Below are 14801 nucleotides of genomic sequence, written 5' to 3'. Positions count from 1 at the left end.
TTGCTATTCGTAACTCTGATGTTGTTCAGATCGCTACGATTGATCGATCCGCTGCGCTTTCTGCCTGTCGAAGGATCGGCGGCGCGGTTCGGCTGTGGACCCGTGCACGATCATGCCCGGGCCACGATGATCGTAGGATGCGGAGGCTTCATGATCGGAGGCCGGACGACAACACGGCATCGATCCCCGGTGCCGCCACACGCCGTCCGGATCGGGCGACCAGTCTCCGCCAGGGCGGCACCGACACGAACCCGCGAAGACGTCGCAACCATGCGGCTTCGTCGGATCAGCCCGCAGCGCTCGGCCAATGCTCGGCGAATGCCGCTCCCGATCGCGTTGCAATCGGGCTCGCCTCTATGACTTTAATTTGACGTGCCTGCCACCGCCGATCCGCAAGATGCGCTGGATCGCGCTTCAGCCTTGCCCTTTGGTCAGCCAAGCCCGCCACATCCCCCGGAACGCCGCGTCGACATCGGCCGCCAAGCCGGCATGGTCCATGAGCGGGCAGGCATGCAGACGCTCGCGCAGCCCCTCCCGGACCGTCCGGAGTCGGTTTCGGTCGCAGGCGAGGTCCCGGGCGATCGCCACGTAGGCCTCCTGGCTGTCGGCGATCAGTTCCGGCAGGCCCATCGTGGTCAGGACCGAGACGCCGGTGCGCGCCGCCGCATGGCCGCCGCGCAGGGTCACGAACGGCACGCCCATCGACAGGGTGTCGTAGCTCGTCGTGCCGCCGTTATACGGGTACGGGTCGAGGGCGATATCCACCCGGTGGTAGAGTTCGTGGTAGCCGCTATTGACGCGCGGCTGGAAGATCACCCGGTCGAGGGGCATTCCGGCCGCGGTGAGGCGCGTCTCGACGGCTTTGCGGACCTCCGGGGTCCCGATATCGCCCACCACCATGAACAGCCGCGCATCCGGCACGGCCGTCATGATGTCGGCCCAGGTCCTGAGGGCGTCGTCGCAGACCTTGGTCAGGCGGTTGAAGCAGCCGAAGGTGACGTAGCCTGCATCCTCGAACGGCGCCCGCTCCCGCACCGGCGGCAGATCATCGACGCCGGCATAGGTGGCAGTCACCCGCGGCAGGCGCCAGAGCCGCTCTGCGTGCAGAGGCTCTGCGAGGCCGAGGGAATCGGTGGTCGGGTCGGTGAGGCGATAATCGATCGCTGTCAGCCCCGTAGTGCCGGGATGCCCGATCCAGGTCACCTGAACGGGGGCGGGCTTGCGGGCGAACACCAGCAGGCGATTGCCGGCGCTGTGGCCGGACAGGTCGACGAGGATGTCGATGGCGTCGGCCTCGATCCGGTCCGCCGCCTGGTCATCGTCGAGGCAGGCCAGATTGTGCCAGCCGTCGAACAACGGCTTCAGCCGTTCGGAGGTGGCGTCCTCGCTGGCATGGGTCATGTAGGCCAGCACGGTGAGGCCGTCCCGGTCGATGGCGCGCAGGTACGGTTCGAAGAAGCGGACCAGGGCGTGGTTGCACAGATCGCCCGAGACGAAACCGATGCGCAGCCGGCGATCCGGGTCGCGATCGTTGGTGAACGGGCGGCGGCGCAGGAGCGGGTCGGCGTAGCGGCGGCCATAGGCCAGCGCGTCGGCGGCGTAGTCCGCATGCGGGATGTCGGCGGCATAGAGCTTGGCGAACAGGCGATTCGACGCGACGAACAGCTTGGACGGATCGAGGGTCAAGGCGAGGTCGAACGCCTCGACCGCTTCGCCCAGGCGCCCGAGGGCCAGCAGGGCGCTGCCGCGGTTGCTGTGCGCGCCGGCATTGGCGGGTTCCAGCACGATCGCGCGCTCGGCATGCCGCAGGGCCTCGCCGTACCGGAACCGGCGCTGGTAGACCCCGGCGATGTTGGCATGCGCCATCGCGAGGTCGGGGTCGAGTTCGAGGGCCTTCTCCAGAGCGGAGATCGCCCCGTCATGGTCACCGCGGTTGGTAAGGACCGTGCTGAGGCCGCTGTAGAACAGCGGATTCTTGGGCTCGCGGTAGAGCGCGATGCTGATCAGGTCGTGGGCCAGTTCGGGCCGGTTCGTGCGGGCCGCAATTGCGCCGGCGAGGTAGGTCGCGTGGGCGTGGGTGTCGTCAAGGAGCAGCACGAGGTCGAGCAGCGCCTCCGCCGGAAGGAACTCGCCCCGGTCATAGCGGATCTGCGCGGCCGCGAAGGTGCGCGCCATGAAAGCCGCATCGAGCTGCTTTGCCTCGGGCCCGAAGCTCTGCGCCTTGTAGCGCTCCAGGATCGCGCGCGCGTCCGGCTGCCGCTCGGCGGCGAGCAGGGCGGTGGCCAGCGCCAGCCAATAGCCCGGGCGCTCGGGCGCGCCCCGCAGCGCCGTGACGAAGTGGGGCACGGCCTTTTCCGGCGCATGGCTGGCGGCGAGTTGGCCGAGTTCGTAATGCGCCTCGGGATGGTCGGGTACGGCGCCGAGTACGCGGCGCAAGGTGGACTCGGCTCGATCGAATCGTCCGGAGGCCCGGTGATCCCGAGCCTTCGCCAGACTGCGCATCGCAGCCCCTCCCGACGCGGCGCCGTTTGCCCGCCCGCCATATTGATCGAGCATTCCGCGCCCTCCCGTCGCGCGGAGATTGCGAACGCATCGTTAAAAACACGTGAATCCTAAGCGGGGTCGATTTACCGAGCGTATCGAGCGCTTATCCGGGCTCGGGCCTGAGCATGGGGCACCCGGCGGCCGGGCTTACAGGGACGCGTTGTCGTGCCGGTCCCGCATGCAACGCAGGCTGGCGGAAGGGGTGGGATTCGAACCCACGGTGGAGTTGCCCCCACGGCGGTTTTCAAGACCGCTGCCTTAAACCACTCGGCCACCCTTCCTGGCCGCGCTTGCGGCATCCCGGTTATGGACGCCCCGGGCGCCGCGTCAACCGCAGAACGACCGGTTGACCTGTCACGCCATTCCGCCTATCTCACCGCCCACACCCGAGGCCGCCCAGACGGCGCGGGTGCTGTCCGGTCGTGCGGGCTTTGGGCCGACCGGCGCGGTGGGGGATAGTTTAACGGTAGAACGGTGGACTCTGACTCCTCTAGTCCTGGTTCGAATCCAGGTCCCCCAGCCACCTAAGTTCTTGCGGCTCAGCCGCTTCGATACTCAAACCGGAAATCTATCGCGCTCACGATCTGTGAAGAGTGCGATAAACCTGCTGCGCACAGCAGGTGACGCCTCGGTGCGACGGATCCAGCGTAGATCTTGCTGAACAAGCCGACATGCGCTGGTGCCCATCGCGGAGGGCACGCTTCATCCTGACCATTCGCTGACTGTCATCTGGCTCGGATCCATCGTCCGGCGTGCCTCAAAAACCGGCCGCTGCCATTCGAGCGGCATGGGGCGATAGAAGATTAACGACCCGACCGAACATTCTGAACTATCCACGAGCATCACCTACGTAGCATAAAGTGCGACGGTTAGCTCAACAGCAACCTTAAGGACGCAGGCCGTACTTCGCCCTCTTCACAAGCCCCTGCGTCAAGATAAGCTTTGCTCGGATCCTGATTCGATTCTGGTCTGATGGGGGCGATTTTATGAGTGGGCGTCTTCTGGTTGCCGCCTGCGCGGCTGGCGCGGTTGCTGTGATTAGCCTCGCGCCCAGGCCTGCGCAGGCGCAGAGCGCCGGGGCGATTTTCGGCGGGTTGGCCGGGGGCGTGCTCGGTGGCGTCATCGCGGGCTCGATCGCCGCGCAGGCTGCGCGGGAGCGCCCGGTGGTCGTGTACCGCGTCCCCACCCGCACCGTCCGGGTGATCCACGAGGTGCGCCGCGCCCCGCATCGGAAGGTCGCGCGCGCGCGCCAGCGTCCGATGCAGCCGGCCGCGGGCCCGTCGGGGGCGCAGGTGGTGAATGCCTCGGCCGATCCGTTCGCGCCCTCGCAGGGTAGCGCCACCACCGCCGTGAACCAGACGCGCTGAGCCGTCCCGCTCCCTCCGCACGCCGGATCGACCGCATGTCTCGAGTGAAGGTTGCCTGGTCCGCCCTGTTGGCAGCCAGCCTCGCGGCGGCGCCGGCCGCCGCATCGCCGGCACCGCCCAACCTGACGGTCGACAAGACCTTCGGCAAAGTTGCCGGCTGGTCGATCGGCTACAGCGAGAGCCTCGGCTGTTGCCTGGCGGCGGCGAGCTACGGCGATGGCACGACCCTGTGGTTCGGCTTCGGCGGCGCGCGCGGCTCCTCCTATCTGGCGCTTACGAACCCGAAATGGCGGTCCCTGGAGGTCGGCGGGCAATACGAACTCCAGATGCTCGCCGGCCGCGAGAAATGGCGCGGCACCTTCACGGGCTTCGAGCGCGGTGACGCCCGCGGCCTGTTCCAGTCGGGGTTGAAGGAGCGCTTCGTCGCCGATCTGTCCGCATCCGGCAGCATCAACGTGATCTTCCAAGGGCGGCAGATCGCCGTGTTGTCGCTGGTCGGGTCCACCGAGGCGTTCGACGCCGTCATGGGCTGCCAGAAGGACGTGATTTCGGCGGCCGCCAAGGAAACGCCGGGCGCTCCGAAATCGCGAAAGCTCGAGGCCGGCACGGTCAGCACCGGCACCGGTTTCTACGTCTCGGAGCGCGGGCACCTGCTCACCAACAACCATGTGGTCGAGCTGTGCTCGGATTTTTCCGTGCGGCAGCCGGGCCGCCCGTCGATCCCGGCGCGACTCGTGGCCAGGGACGCGACCAACGACCTCGCGGTGCTGGCCACCGATGCGCCGCAGACGGTCGTGCCGCCCCTGTCGGTCCGGGCGCGGCTCGGGGAGAACGTCTACGTGTACGGCTACCCGCAGAGCGAGGTTCTGGCGTCTACCGGCAACTTCACCATCGGCAACGTCACCGCCACCGCGGGCTCGGGCGACGACACCCGCAAGATCCAGATTTCGGCCCCGGTCCACCAGGGCAACAGCGGCGGCCCGGCGCTTGATCAGTACGGCAACGTGATCGGGGTGGTGCAATCCAAGCAAGTCGCCTTCGCGTCGGGCGATGTTCCACAGAACGTCAACTTCGCCATCAAGTCGACGATCGCCCTGAATTTCCTGGAAGCGAACGGCGCCGAAGCTCCGATCAACGTGCGCGCGACCGACCCGATGGACGGCGCCGGGATCGCCGAGAAGGCCCGGGATTTCACGGTCCAGATCGTCTGCCATTGATCGCAGGTCGAGCCGACGGCAAAGGCCTGCACAGTCTGCACGGACCGTCGCGGCGCCGGGCTTGAAGTCCACAGTTTAGGCCGGGTGCGAGTTCCAAACGGGCGGCCGAGCACCATTGCCCCGTTGACGTTCGGCAACGGCGAAGCCTAACAACACGGCCATGCGCCGGCGCCTGCCCCAGACGGTTCGAGGCCGCGCGATCATCGGGATGGTCGCGCTCTACGCGCTGTTGCTCCAGGCCTTCCTCGGCTTCGCCACGCCGGCCCATGCCTTCGGGTCATCCGGCGCGGTGCTGTGCGCCGAGCATGAGTCCGGCACGCCCGACGATGGCGCGGCTCCGCTCCATGCCCACCCGTGCTGCACGCTGGTGCAGGTCGTCGGCGCGGTGCTGCCTCCGTCCGAACCGGTGGCGGTCGCGTGGTCGTTTGAACCGGCGGTGCGCCTGGCTTGGCGACCGGAAGCCGCGCATCCGAAGACAGGTCCGCCGCTCTCAGCGTCCAGCGCTCGAGGTCCACCGGCCGCCTGACGATTCGCTTTCCGATCGTTCAGGCCCGGACCGTTCCCATGTCGACTCTCCTGCACGGCCACGCCCCCGCGTTCGGGGCCGTGGCCGCCCTGCGTGCCTCCCGCGAGGCCATCTATCGAGCCGTGTGGCGCTGGCACTTCTATGCCGGGCTGCTGTGCCTGCCGTTCCTGATCACCCTGTCGGCGACCGGGGCGCTCTACCTGTTCAAGGATGAGATCAACGGCAGCCTGTTCGCCTACCGGACCCGCGTGGCGGTCCGGGCCACGGCGCCCCTCGGGCCGGACCGACTGATCTTCAACGCCCTGCAGGTCGAACCGGACGGGGTGCCGGTCTCCTACACGGACCCGGCCGCCCCCGACGCGGCCGCTCTGGTCACCCTGTCGACGGGCGGCCGCAAGCGTCTCGTCTATCTGGATCCCTATACCGGCTCCGTCCTCGACCGCCTCGACCGCGACGGCGAATTCATGATGGTCGTGCGCGGGCTGCACAGCCTCAGCTATTTCGGCGTCTTCGCCAACGCGGTGATCGAGGTGGTGGCCGGATTCGCCATCATCCTGGTGGTCACGGGCCTGTACCTGTGGTGGCCGCGGGGGCAGGCCGGCGGGGTCGTGAGCCTGCGCGGCACGCCGCGTCGCCGGGTTTGGTGGCGGGACCTGCATGCCGTGACCGGGGTCGTTGCCGGGGGCGGCCTGCTGTTCCTGGCGATCACCGGGCTGCCCTGGTCGATCTGGTGGGGCCAGCAGTTGCGGACCTGGTCGAACGCCGCAGGCCTCGGCCAACCCGCGATCCTGTGGGCTGGCAAGCCGGTCTCGACGATGCCGCTGCGCGAACAGCTTCCCGATGCAGGCTGGACCCTGCAGGACGCGCCGGTGCCGCGCTCGCAGCCGGCGGGGCGGACGGCGGAATCCATCGGGATCGACCAAGCCGTCGCGATCCTGGCCCGGCTCGGGACACCGCGCGGCTACGACCTCGCGCTGCCGGTCGGGGCCGACGGGGTCTTCTCCGCCGCCGCCTACCCGAAGGACGTCGCCCAGCAACGGGTGATCTCCCTCGATCAGTATTCCGGCGCCCCCCTGGTCGACGTGCATTTCTCCGATCTCGGTCCGGTCGGGCGCGCCGTTCAGTACGGGATCGGCATCCACAAGGGCGAGCATTTTGGTCGGGCCAACCAGTTCGCCATGCTGGCCTTCTGCCTCGCCACGATCCTGCTCGCCGTCACCGCCGCCACGATGTGGTGGAAGCGTCGCCCGGCCCGCGGCCTCGGCGCGCCGCCCTGGCCGCGGGACCGACGCGTGGTCGTGACGGTTGCCCTGGTGATCGCCGGGCTCGGTGCGCTGTTTCCTCTGACCGGGTTGGCGATCCTGGGGATGATCGGCCTCGACCTCGCCGTGCAGGCGGCCCGCCAGTGCAAGGCGGCCTGATCCGAGGGTAGCGGGCTCGATGCCCGTGCCGACCGACCTCACGCTGGTGCGCGGGCGCCCCGGACTTCTCGGGACGGGGCTGATCCTGCTTGCCCTTTGGGTGCAGGTCCTCGCGCCCATGGCGGCCCTGCGGATGGCGCTCTCCGCATCGCAGATGCCCGGCACGATCCTGTGCGGTCATCCGACGGGGAGCGACGCCATCAGCGTCTCGGCGGACCTGCCCGCCACGCCGCCGGCCTGCGACGTCTGCCGATTGTGCCGCGCCGGGATGGTCCCTCCGCCGATTCCGGATGTCCCTGCCCGCGCAGGCCGCTTGCGCTGGACGGCGTCGGCGTGGCCGATCCCCCCACCGGCCCATCCAAAGCCTGCGCCGCGCGTCGTCGGCCAACCGCGAGCGCCCCCCGTCACCGCCTGATCACGGCCTCTTCCCGTACGGCGACCACGCCGCCCGGCCCTTCGACCGATCAGACGAGATTTTTCAAGATGTCGATTCATCAGGCCGCATCGCGGTTCGGCAGTCTCGCCCTGCTGCTCGGCGGCAGCGCGCTGCCGGCATCGGCGCAGCAGGCCGTCACCCTCGATGAGCTCTCCGTGGAGGGCGAGGCCAGTCCGGGCGCCGGCCGAACCGCCATCGCCGTGCCGTTCGGCGTGGCCGCGCCGCAGGGCTCGGCCCCCTCGGTCATCGAGCACTCGGTCGGCCAGGTCGCCACCGCGATCGGGCGGGACAACACCATCGCCGACCGGCCGGCGACCAGCGTCGGCTCGGTGCTGGCCAACAGTCCGGGCGTCACCGTCCGCCAGGGCAATGGCGGCCGCGACGTGATCATCTCGATCCGGGGCAACAACGCCCGCTCCACCGGGGTGATCAAGAACACCGTCGTGCTGGAGGACGGGTTCATCCTCACCCAGCCGGACGGCGCCTCCCGCTTCGACCTGACCGATCCGCGGGCCTACGGCCGCATCGATGTGTTCCGCGGCCCGCAATCGCCCCTGTTCGGCAACTACGCCACGGGCGGCGCCATCGCGTTCCGCACGCGCACCGGCCGCGAGATCGACGGCTACGAGATCGGGAGCGACGCGGGCAGCTTCGGCTACCTCAGCAACACTTTCACCGTCGGCAAGGCCAGCGGGCCGTTCGAGATCAGCCTGTTCGCCAGCGACGTGCGCAGCAACGGCTATCAGGACCACGCGAGCTTCGACACGCAGACCATCAATCTGCTCGCCAGCTACACCCCGACACCGGACAACCGCTTCACCCTGAAGGTGATCAACAACACCCTCGACACCAATCTCGCGGCCCGTTCCTCGCTGGCGCAGTACCGGATCAACCCGTACCAGCGGGGCTGCACCGCAGCCGCGACCGCGGCGCCCGGCTGCACGACCTTCAGCCTGTTCCGCAACGGTGCCTTCGGGGCGACCGTGCCGGTGACCGCGGACGAGGGCGGGTTCGGGCGTAAGGACCGGCGGACCATCGTGGCGGCGCGCTGGGAGCACGACATCGACGCGTTCACCACCTGGCGCACGCAGCTCGGCTTCGACGAGCGCAACTTCAACCAGCCGTTCTACACCAACGCGTTTCTGGGCTCGTTCCCGGCCTGGAATTTCCTGACTGACGTGACGCGGCGCGGCGACCTGTTCGGCCTGCCGGCCGTGGGCTACGTGGCGCTCGCCTACAACACGATCGACATCCATACCCCCACCTACAACCTGACGCCGTTCGGCGCGTCCCGCCTCGGGGCACTGATCGGCGTTCAAGATGCGGGACAGTCCAATCTCGGCGGCAGGGCGCGGCTCGAACTCGCCCTGTCCGACCGCTGGACCGGCGTCCTGGGCATCAGCGCCGAGAGCACCGCCATCAACGGCCGCAACCTCGCCTACAGCTACACCGCGAGCGGCACGACCCGGACGGTGTCGAATGCCGACCGCACCTTCCTCAACGTCGCCCCCGAACTCGCCCTGGTCTACCGGCCGGACGACGCCTGGGCGTTCAGGGGCCGGGTCGCCACCGGCTACACCACGCCGGCAGCGAGCAACCTGTTCGTCACCCCGGCGGGGCTGCCCGGCAACAACACCCAGCTCCAGACCCAAGAGAATCTCGGCTTCGACCTCGGCGCGGATTGGAGCCCGACCGAGACCCTGCGCCTCAGCGTGACCGGCTTCTACGAGTTCTTTCGCAACGAGCTGGTCTCGCAATCCCCTGGGGCCGGCTTGCAGAGCTACACGTTCAACGCACCGGCCTCCGAGCACCGGGGCGTCGAGGTCGGGGCGGACTGGGCCTTCGCGCCGGGCTGGCGCGGGGTCCTGGCCTACACGTTCGATGACCAGATCTACACGCGTTATACGGAGCAGCTGTCCGCCGGCAGCCTGACGCGCCAGTTCGACCGGGCGGGCAACCAGATCCCCGGCGTGCCGGCCCATCAGCTCCTGGCGCGCATCGGCTACGACGTGCCGGCGGGGCCGCTCGCCGGGCTCGGGGCGTTCGTCGAGACCGTGGTGCAGGGCGACTTCTACATCGATAACGCCAACCTGCTGAAGGCGCCGGGCTACGCCATCGTCAACGCCAACGTCCACTACGCCACGGAGCTGACCAGCGGCTACGCGAAGCGGCTGAGCCTCTACCTGGAGGTGCGCAACCTGTTCGACACGACCTATGCGGCCTCGGTGCAGAACCTCGCCAACTCGATCAGCGGCACGACCGGCCTCCAGAACGGCGCCGGAATGCTGGCGACCACCACGGGGTCCGTGTTCGCGGGTGCGCCACGCAACATCGTCGGGGGGATGCGCCTGGCATTCTGATAACCGCGTCCACGGGTCCGCCGTGGTGCCCTGGCCGAGCTTGCACTAAGCTCCGGATCCGAACGCCGGATCGGTGCGGGCGCGCGGCCCGGTCTGCGCGGTGAGGCGCGATGACGAAAAAACCGGCGCGGTGATCGGATGAGGCGGCGGACCATCATTGCCGGGTTGTCGTGCGCCGCGGCGGGTTGGCCGCTGGCCTCGCGAGCACAGGAGCAGGCTCACGTGGCGGCGCTCTGGCCGTTCGTGGACGGGGGCGCCGAGGGCCATACGCTGTCGGCCGTCTTCCGGGCGGCCCTGCGCGACCACGGGCGGACGAACCTGCGCGTCGACGATCGCTGGGGCGGCGCGGATGTGGAGCGCACCCGCGCGCTGTCGGTGGAAATCGTGCAATCGAGCCCGCAGGTGATCTTCGCGTTTCTCAACGCGCAGCTCTCCGCCTTGTCCGCCCTGACGAAGACGATCCCGATCGTCTTCGTCGGCGCCTCCGACCCGGTCGGGACCGGATACGTCGCGAGTTTGCAGAGGCCCGGCGGCAACATCACCGGCTTCACCCTGTACGAGGCGTCGCTGGCGGGGAAATGGCTGGCCGCGCTTAAGGAGGCGGCGCCGACGATCCGGCACGTCACGCTGCTCTCCAACGCGAACACGGAAATCCGGCGCGGTAACTTCTATACGGAGGCGCTCGGGGTTACGGGCACCGCCCTCGGCCTCGAGACCGAGGTGGTCATGGTCAGCTCCGCAGATGCGATCGACCCGGTCATTGCCTCCCTCGGCCGCCGGGGGGATGCGGGGCTGATCGTAGCCCCCGGCACCTTCAGCGAAGCGAATGGCGACCGCATCGTCGCGCTGACGGCCCAGCATCGCGTCCCGACGGTGTTCGCGATCCGCCGCTTCGCGCATCGCGGCGGCCTGATGTCGTACGGCCCCGACCCAGCCGACGCGGTCCGTCGCGCAGCCTCCTACGTGGATCGCATCCTCCATGGCGAGAAACCGGCAGCGCTTCCGGTGCAGGCGCCGACGAAGTTCGACTTCATCGTGAACCTGAAGACGGCGCAGGCCCTGGGACTGACGATCTCGTCGGCGTTGCTCGCCCAAGCGGATGAGATCGTCGAATGACGGCGACCGGTACGGTCCCGGCTTCCGCGGACCGGAACATCCCGGCCGAGCGGTTTCGCCTCCCGCTCGCGGCGAAGTTCGCGGTCGCCTTCGTTGGCCTGGTGAGCTTGGTCCTGCTCATCAACGGCGCCGTCGACCTGTTCCTGAACTACGGCGACGCCAAGCGGACCGCGATCGAGGTCCAGCGGGAGAAGGCGCACGCGGCCGCCGAGCGGGTCGAGGCCTTCATCTCGGAGATCGAGAGCCAGATCGGCTGGACGACCCGGGCCGAGTGGCGCCGCATTTCCATGGAGCAGCAGCGCTACGATTTCATCCGGCTGCTGCGGCAGGCCCCCGCCATCACGGAGGTGGCCTATCTCGATCCGGGCGGTAAGGAACAGCTGCGGGTCTCGCGCCTGGCGCCGGATGCGGTCGGCAGGGGCAAGGATTTCTCCACGACCGAACCCTTCACCCGGGCGCTCGCCGAGAGAATCTGGTTCGGCCCGGTCTATTTCCGGCGGGGTTCCGAACCGTACATGACGGTGTCGGTGGCTCATGCCGGGCGTGACCCGGGCGTGACCGTGGCCGAGGTCAACCTGAAGCTGATCTGGGACTTGGTCAGTGCCATCCACGACGGCGCCGGCGGCTACGCCTTCGTGGTGACGTCCACCGGACACCTGATCGCCCACCCGGATCTGAGCCTCGTCCTGCGGGATACCGACCTGTCGAGTCTGCCGGAGGTGGCGGCCGCCCTGTCCGCCCGCCGCTCCGGGAACACTTCGGATGCGGCGGATTACGAGATTACCACCGCGCTCGACGGCAGCTCGGTGCTGGCGGCTCATGCCACCATCCCGCGGGTCGACTGGATCGTGTTCGTGCAGCGGCCCCTCAGCGAGGCGCTGGCGCCGCTCTACGCCTCGGTGGTCCAGACCCTGTCGCTGATGGGCCTCGGGGTGATGCTCGCCACGGTCGCCGGGACTTTCCTGGCCCACCGCATGGTCGTGCCGATCCGCCAACTCGAGGACGGCGCCGAACGCTTCGGATCCGGGGACCTCTCGGAACGCATCGTGATCCGCACCGGCGACGAGATCGAGACCTTGGCGGATCGGTTCAACCTCATGGCGAGCCGGGTCCAGGAATCCTACGAGACCCTGGAAGCCAAGGTCGAGGAGCGCACCCGCGATCTCAACAAGTCCCTGGACGATCTCCAAAAAGCGCAGAGCCGGCTCGTCCAGTCCGAAAAGCTCGCCTCGCTGGGTCAGCTCACGGCCGGGATCGCGCACGAAATCAAGAACCCCCTGAACTTCGTGAACAACTTCGCCTCCCTGTCGAGCGAGCTGGTCGGCGAGTTGCAGGAGGTGCTTCAGCCCGCCGCCCTCGATCCGAAGACCCGCGAGGAAGTCGACGAACTCGCCGACCTGTTGAAGGGCAACCTCGGAAAGGTGGTGCAGCACGGCAAGCGCGCCGATTCGATCATCAAGAACATGCTGCTGCATTCGCGCTCCGGATCCGGCGAGCACCGCTCCGTCGACATTAACGCCCTGGTCGAGGAAAGCTTGAACCTGGCCTATCACGGCGCCCGGGCGGCGCAGCCGAACTTCAACATCACCCTGGTCCGCGATTTCGACCCGGCGGCTGGAACTGCCGATGTCTACCCGCAGGAATTGACTCGGGTTCTCCTGAACCTGATGTCGAACGGCTTCTATGCCACCGAGAAGCGCAAGGGCGCCGAGACCGAGGCGGGCTATGTGCCGACCCTATCGGTGACCACCCGCGATCTCGGCGACGGGCTCGAGATCCGCGTGCGCGACAACGGCACCGGCATCCCCGAAAGCGTCAAGGCCAAGATGTTCGACCCGTTCTTCACCACCAAGCCGGCCGGAGAGGGGACGGGCCTCGGCCTGTCCCTGAGCCACGATATCCTGGTGAAGCAGCATGGCGGCTCGATCGACGTCGCCACCGAGCCCGGCCGGTTCACCGAATTCACGATCACGCTGCCCCGCGACGGCGCGACGAATGCCCAGCCGATCATCGCCCAATCCAAGAGCGAACCATGAACGTCCTCATCCTTGTCGTGGACGATGAGCCCGACGTCACCGACCTGTTCCGGCAGCAGTTCCGGCGCGAACTCCGCGCCGGCCGCTTCGCGATGGAATTCGCGCACTCGGCCCCGGAGGCCCTGGCCTGCGTGAACGCCTCCGATGGGGCGAGCCTGATCCTGATGTTCTCCGACATCAACATGCCGGGCATGACCGGCCTGGAACTCCTGCCGCTCGTGCGGGCCGCGCGGCCCGATGTCCCGGTGATCATGATCACGGCCTACGGCGATGCCGAGACGCGCGAGAAGGTTCTGGCCAGCGGCGCGGTGGACCTGATCACCAAACCGATCGACTTCGATCTGTTGCGCGCCGAGATCGACAGACGCCTGGATGCCGTCGCGGGGCCCGCATGACCTCCGACTTGCCGCCCGCCAAGATCCTGGTCGTCGACGACGAGCCGGATCTCAAGGCGCTGATTACCCAGAAATTCCGGCGCCAGATCCGGTCCGGCCAAGTCAGTTTTGTGTTCGCCCATGACGGCCACGAGGCTCTGGACCTGCTGGCGCAGAACCGCGACGTCGACATGGTCGTGTCGGACATCAACATGCCCGGCATGGACGGGCTGACGCTGCTCGCCAAGCTCCAGGCATCCGACGACAGGCCCTCGACCATCATCGTCTCGGCCTACGGCGACATGGCCAATATCCGCACCGCCATGAACCGCGGCGCCTTCGACTTCCTCACCAAGCCGATCGACTTCACCGACCTCGAAACCACGATCGCGCGGACGCTCCGCCATGTCGGGATCCTGCGCGAAGGCCGGCAGCGGCAGATGCTGGCCGAGCGCGCCCACGCCTCCCTGGCGCGGTACTTCTCGCCCAATCTCGCCGAGCGTCTGGCCGGCGACGCGTCGGGGCTGGAACTCGGCGGCGTGCGGCGGGACGTGGCCTCCCTGTTCACCGACATCGCCGGCTTCACCGGCTTGGTGGAGAGCCTGGACCCGCTCCAGCTCGCCGAAATCCTGAACGGCTACTTCGCCGAGATGACCGACCTCGTCTTCGCGCACGAGGGCACCGTCGCGAAGATCGTCGGCGATGCGATCCATGTTCTGTTCGGGGCCCCGGGTGATCAGCCGGACCATGCGGCCCGGGCGGTCGCCTGCGCGCTCGCCCTCGACACCGCATCCGAGGCTTTCCGGGCACGCTGGCGAGAGCGGGGGATCGAGATCGGTGTGACCCGCATCGGCATCCATGCCGGTCCCGCCATCGTCGGGAATTTCGGCGGCGGCCGGTATTTCGACTACACGGCCTACGGCGACACCATCAACACGTCCGCACGGCTGGAGAACGCCAACAAAGCCTTCGGCACGCGGATCTGCGTCAGCCAGAGTGTGGTGATCCGGGCGGAGCTTTTCCGCGGGCGGCCGGTCGGCGACCTTGTCCTGCGTGGTAAACAGGGCGCGCTGCGCGCCTTCGAGCCGCTGACCGAGCCGGACTACGACGCTGCGACGCTGGAGCGCTACCTGGACGCCTTCGCCAAGCTCGAGGCCGGCGAGGCGAGTGCCATGCCGGCCTTCGCGGCCCTGGTCGGATTGCGGCCCGACGATGCACTGTCGGCGTTCCATCTCAAGCGCCTGCTCAACGGGGCCACGGGAACGCGCATCGAGGTGCGTTGAGCAGGACGGCGCTCTCGACCGGGCGGCCGGGATGGCCGACAATCGCGGACCTTCGCCACACCCGTCGAGCGCCGACCGGGATGCCTCGTCTTTCGACTCAGCGAGATCGCGCGTGCTGGTG

General features: G+C 68.4%; 11 protein-coding genes and 2 tRNA genes. 11 read left to right on the top strand and 2 right to left on the bottom strand.

The window, feature by feature from the left end:
* Positions 1 to 414: 414 nt before the first annotated feature.
* Together MKL09_RS14150 and MKL09_RS14145 are read right to left on the bottom strand one after the other, a co-directional pair.
* The gene (locus MKL09_RS14150; protein ID WP_313901184.1) at positions 415 to 2502 is read right to left on the bottom strand and encodes a tetratricopeptide repeat protein; all 2088 of its coding nucleotides are present in this window, start codon (positions 2500 to 2502) and stop codon (positions 415 to 417) included.
* A gap of 233 nt (positions 2503 to 2735) precedes the next feature.
* A tRNA-Ser gene (locus MKL09_RS14145) sits at positions 2736 to 2825 on the bottom strand.
* 168 nt (positions 2826 to 2993) lie between these two features.
* On the opposite strand from MKL09_RS14145, the gene MKL09_RS14140 reads away from it, so the two are divergent.
* The 11 genes from MKL09_RS14140 to MKL09_RS14090 all read left to right on the top strand — a co-directional run bounded on the left by MKL09_RS14140 (position 2994) and on the right by MKL09_RS14090 (position 14680).
* A tRNA-Gln gene (locus MKL09_RS14140) sits at positions 2994 to 3067 on the top strand.
* Between the two features lie 511 nt (positions 3068 to 3578).
* A complete protein-coding gene (locus MKL09_RS14135; protein ID WP_244020975.1) occupies positions 3579 to 3911 on the top strand; it encodes a hypothetical protein in 333 nt (110 codons plus the stop codon).
* 35 nt (positions 3912 to 3946) lie between these two features.
* Positions 3947 to 5128, top strand: a complete 1182-nt coding sequence (locus MKL09_RS14130) for a S1C family serine protease (RefSeq protein WP_244020974.1) — start codon at positions 3947 to 3949, stop codon at positions 5126 to 5128.
* 208 nt (positions 5129 to 5336) lie between these two features.
* On the top strand, positions 5337 to 5654 hold the full coding sequence (locus tag MKL09_RS14125; RefSeq protein ID WP_244020972.1) for a hypothetical protein: 318 nt from the start codon (positions 5337 to 5339) through the stop codon (positions 5652 to 5654).
* Between the two features lie 38 nt (positions 5655 to 5692).
* The gene (locus MKL09_RS14120) at positions 5693 to 7075 is read left to right on the top strand and encodes a PepSY-associated TM helix domain-containing protein (protein WP_244020970.1); all 1383 of its coding nucleotides are present in this window, start codon (positions 5693 to 5695) and stop codon (positions 7073 to 7075) included.
* 19 nt (positions 7076 to 7094) lie between these two features.
* Positions 7095 to 7490: a DUF2946 family protein gene (locus tag MKL09_RS14115; RefSeq protein ID WP_244020969.1), complete on the top strand. Its 396-nt coding sequence runs from the start codon at positions 7095 to 7097 to the stop codon at positions 7488 to 7490.
* A gap of 68 nt (positions 7491 to 7558) precedes the next feature.
* Positions 7559 to 9871, top strand: coding sequence for a TonB-dependent receptor family protein (locus tag MKL09_RS14110; RefSeq protein ID WP_244020967.1), 2313 nt, complete (start codon positions 7559 to 7561; stop codon positions 9869 to 9871).
* Positions 9872 to 10093: 222 nt separating this feature from the next.
* Positions 10094 to 10987, top strand: coding sequence for an ABC transporter substrate-binding protein (locus tag MKL09_RS14105; RefSeq protein WP_244020963.1), 894 nt, complete (start codon positions 10094 to 10096; stop codon positions 10985 to 10987).
* Positions 10984 to 13023, top strand: coding sequence for a PAS domain-containing sensor histidine kinase (locus tag MKL09_RS14100; RefSeq protein WP_244020961.1), 2040 nt, complete (start codon positions 10984 to 10986; stop codon positions 13021 to 13023). Before MKL09_RS14105 ends, MKL09_RS14100 begins: the two co-directional genes overlap by 4 nt.
* Positions 13020 to 13418, top strand: a complete 399-nt coding sequence (locus tag MKL09_RS14095) for a response regulator (RefSeq protein WP_244020959.1) — start codon at positions 13020 to 13022, stop codon at positions 13416 to 13418. Before MKL09_RS14100 ends, MKL09_RS14095 begins: the two co-directional genes overlap by 4 nt.
* Positions 13415 to 14680, top strand: a complete 1266-nt coding sequence (locus MKL09_RS14090) for an adenylate/guanylate cyclase domain-containing protein (protein WP_244020957.1) — start codon at positions 13415 to 13417, stop codon at positions 14678 to 14680. Before MKL09_RS14095 ends, MKL09_RS14090 begins: the two co-directional genes overlap by 4 nt.
* The last annotated feature ends 121 nt before the right edge of the window (positions 14681 to 14801 follow it).

The sequence above is a fragment of the Methylobacterium sp. J-048 genome (assembly GCF_022829515.1).
Taxonomy (GTDB): Bacteria; Pseudomonadota; Alphaproteobacteria; order Rhizobiales; family Beijerinckiaceae; genus Methylobacterium.
The sequence above is the reverse complement of the archived record's forward strand: the minus strand, read 5'-3'. Positions and strand labels throughout refer to the sequence as shown.

What these genes read in the sequence shown, in the direction of transcription:
- MKL09_RS14120 (WP_244020970.1), top strand. Translation starts at nt 5,693, where the DNA reads ATGTCGACTCTCCTGCACGGCCACGCCCCCGCGTTCGGGGCCGTGGCC.
- MKL09_RS14100 (WP_244020961.1), top strand. Translation starts at nt 10,984, where the DNA reads ATGACGGCGACCGGTACGGTCCCGGCTTCCGCGGACCGGAACATCCCG.
- MKL09_RS14095 (WP_244020959.1), top strand. Translation starts at nt 13,020, where the DNA reads ATGAACGTCCTCATCCTTGTCGTGGACGATGAGCCCGACGTCACCGAC.
- MKL09_RS14125 (WP_244020972.1), top strand. Translation starts at nt 5,337, where the DNA reads ATGGTCGCGCTCTACGCGCTGTTGCTCCAGGCCTTCCTCGGCTTCGCC.
- MKL09_RS14090 (WP_244020957.1), top strand. Translation starts at nt 13,415, where the DNA reads ATGACCTCCGACTTGCCGCCCGCCAAGATCCTGGTCGTCGACGACGAG.
- MKL09_RS14130 (WP_244020974.1), top strand. Translation starts at nt 3,947, where the DNA reads ATGTCTCGAGTGAAGGTTGCCTGGTCCGCCCTGTTGGCAGCCAGCCTC.
- MKL09_RS14150 (WP_313901184.1), bottom strand. Translation starts at nt 2,502, where the DNA reads ATGCGCAGTCTGGCGAAGGCTCGGGATCACCGGGCCTCCGGACGATTC.
- MKL09_RS14110 (WP_244020967.1), top strand. Translation starts at nt 7,559, where the DNA reads ATGTCGATTCATCAGGCCGCATCGCGGTTCGGCAGTCTCGCCCTGCTG.
- MKL09_RS14115 (WP_244020969.1), top strand. Translation starts at nt 7,095, where the DNA reads ATGCCCGTGCCGACCGACCTCACGCTGGTGCGCGGGCGCCCCGGACTT.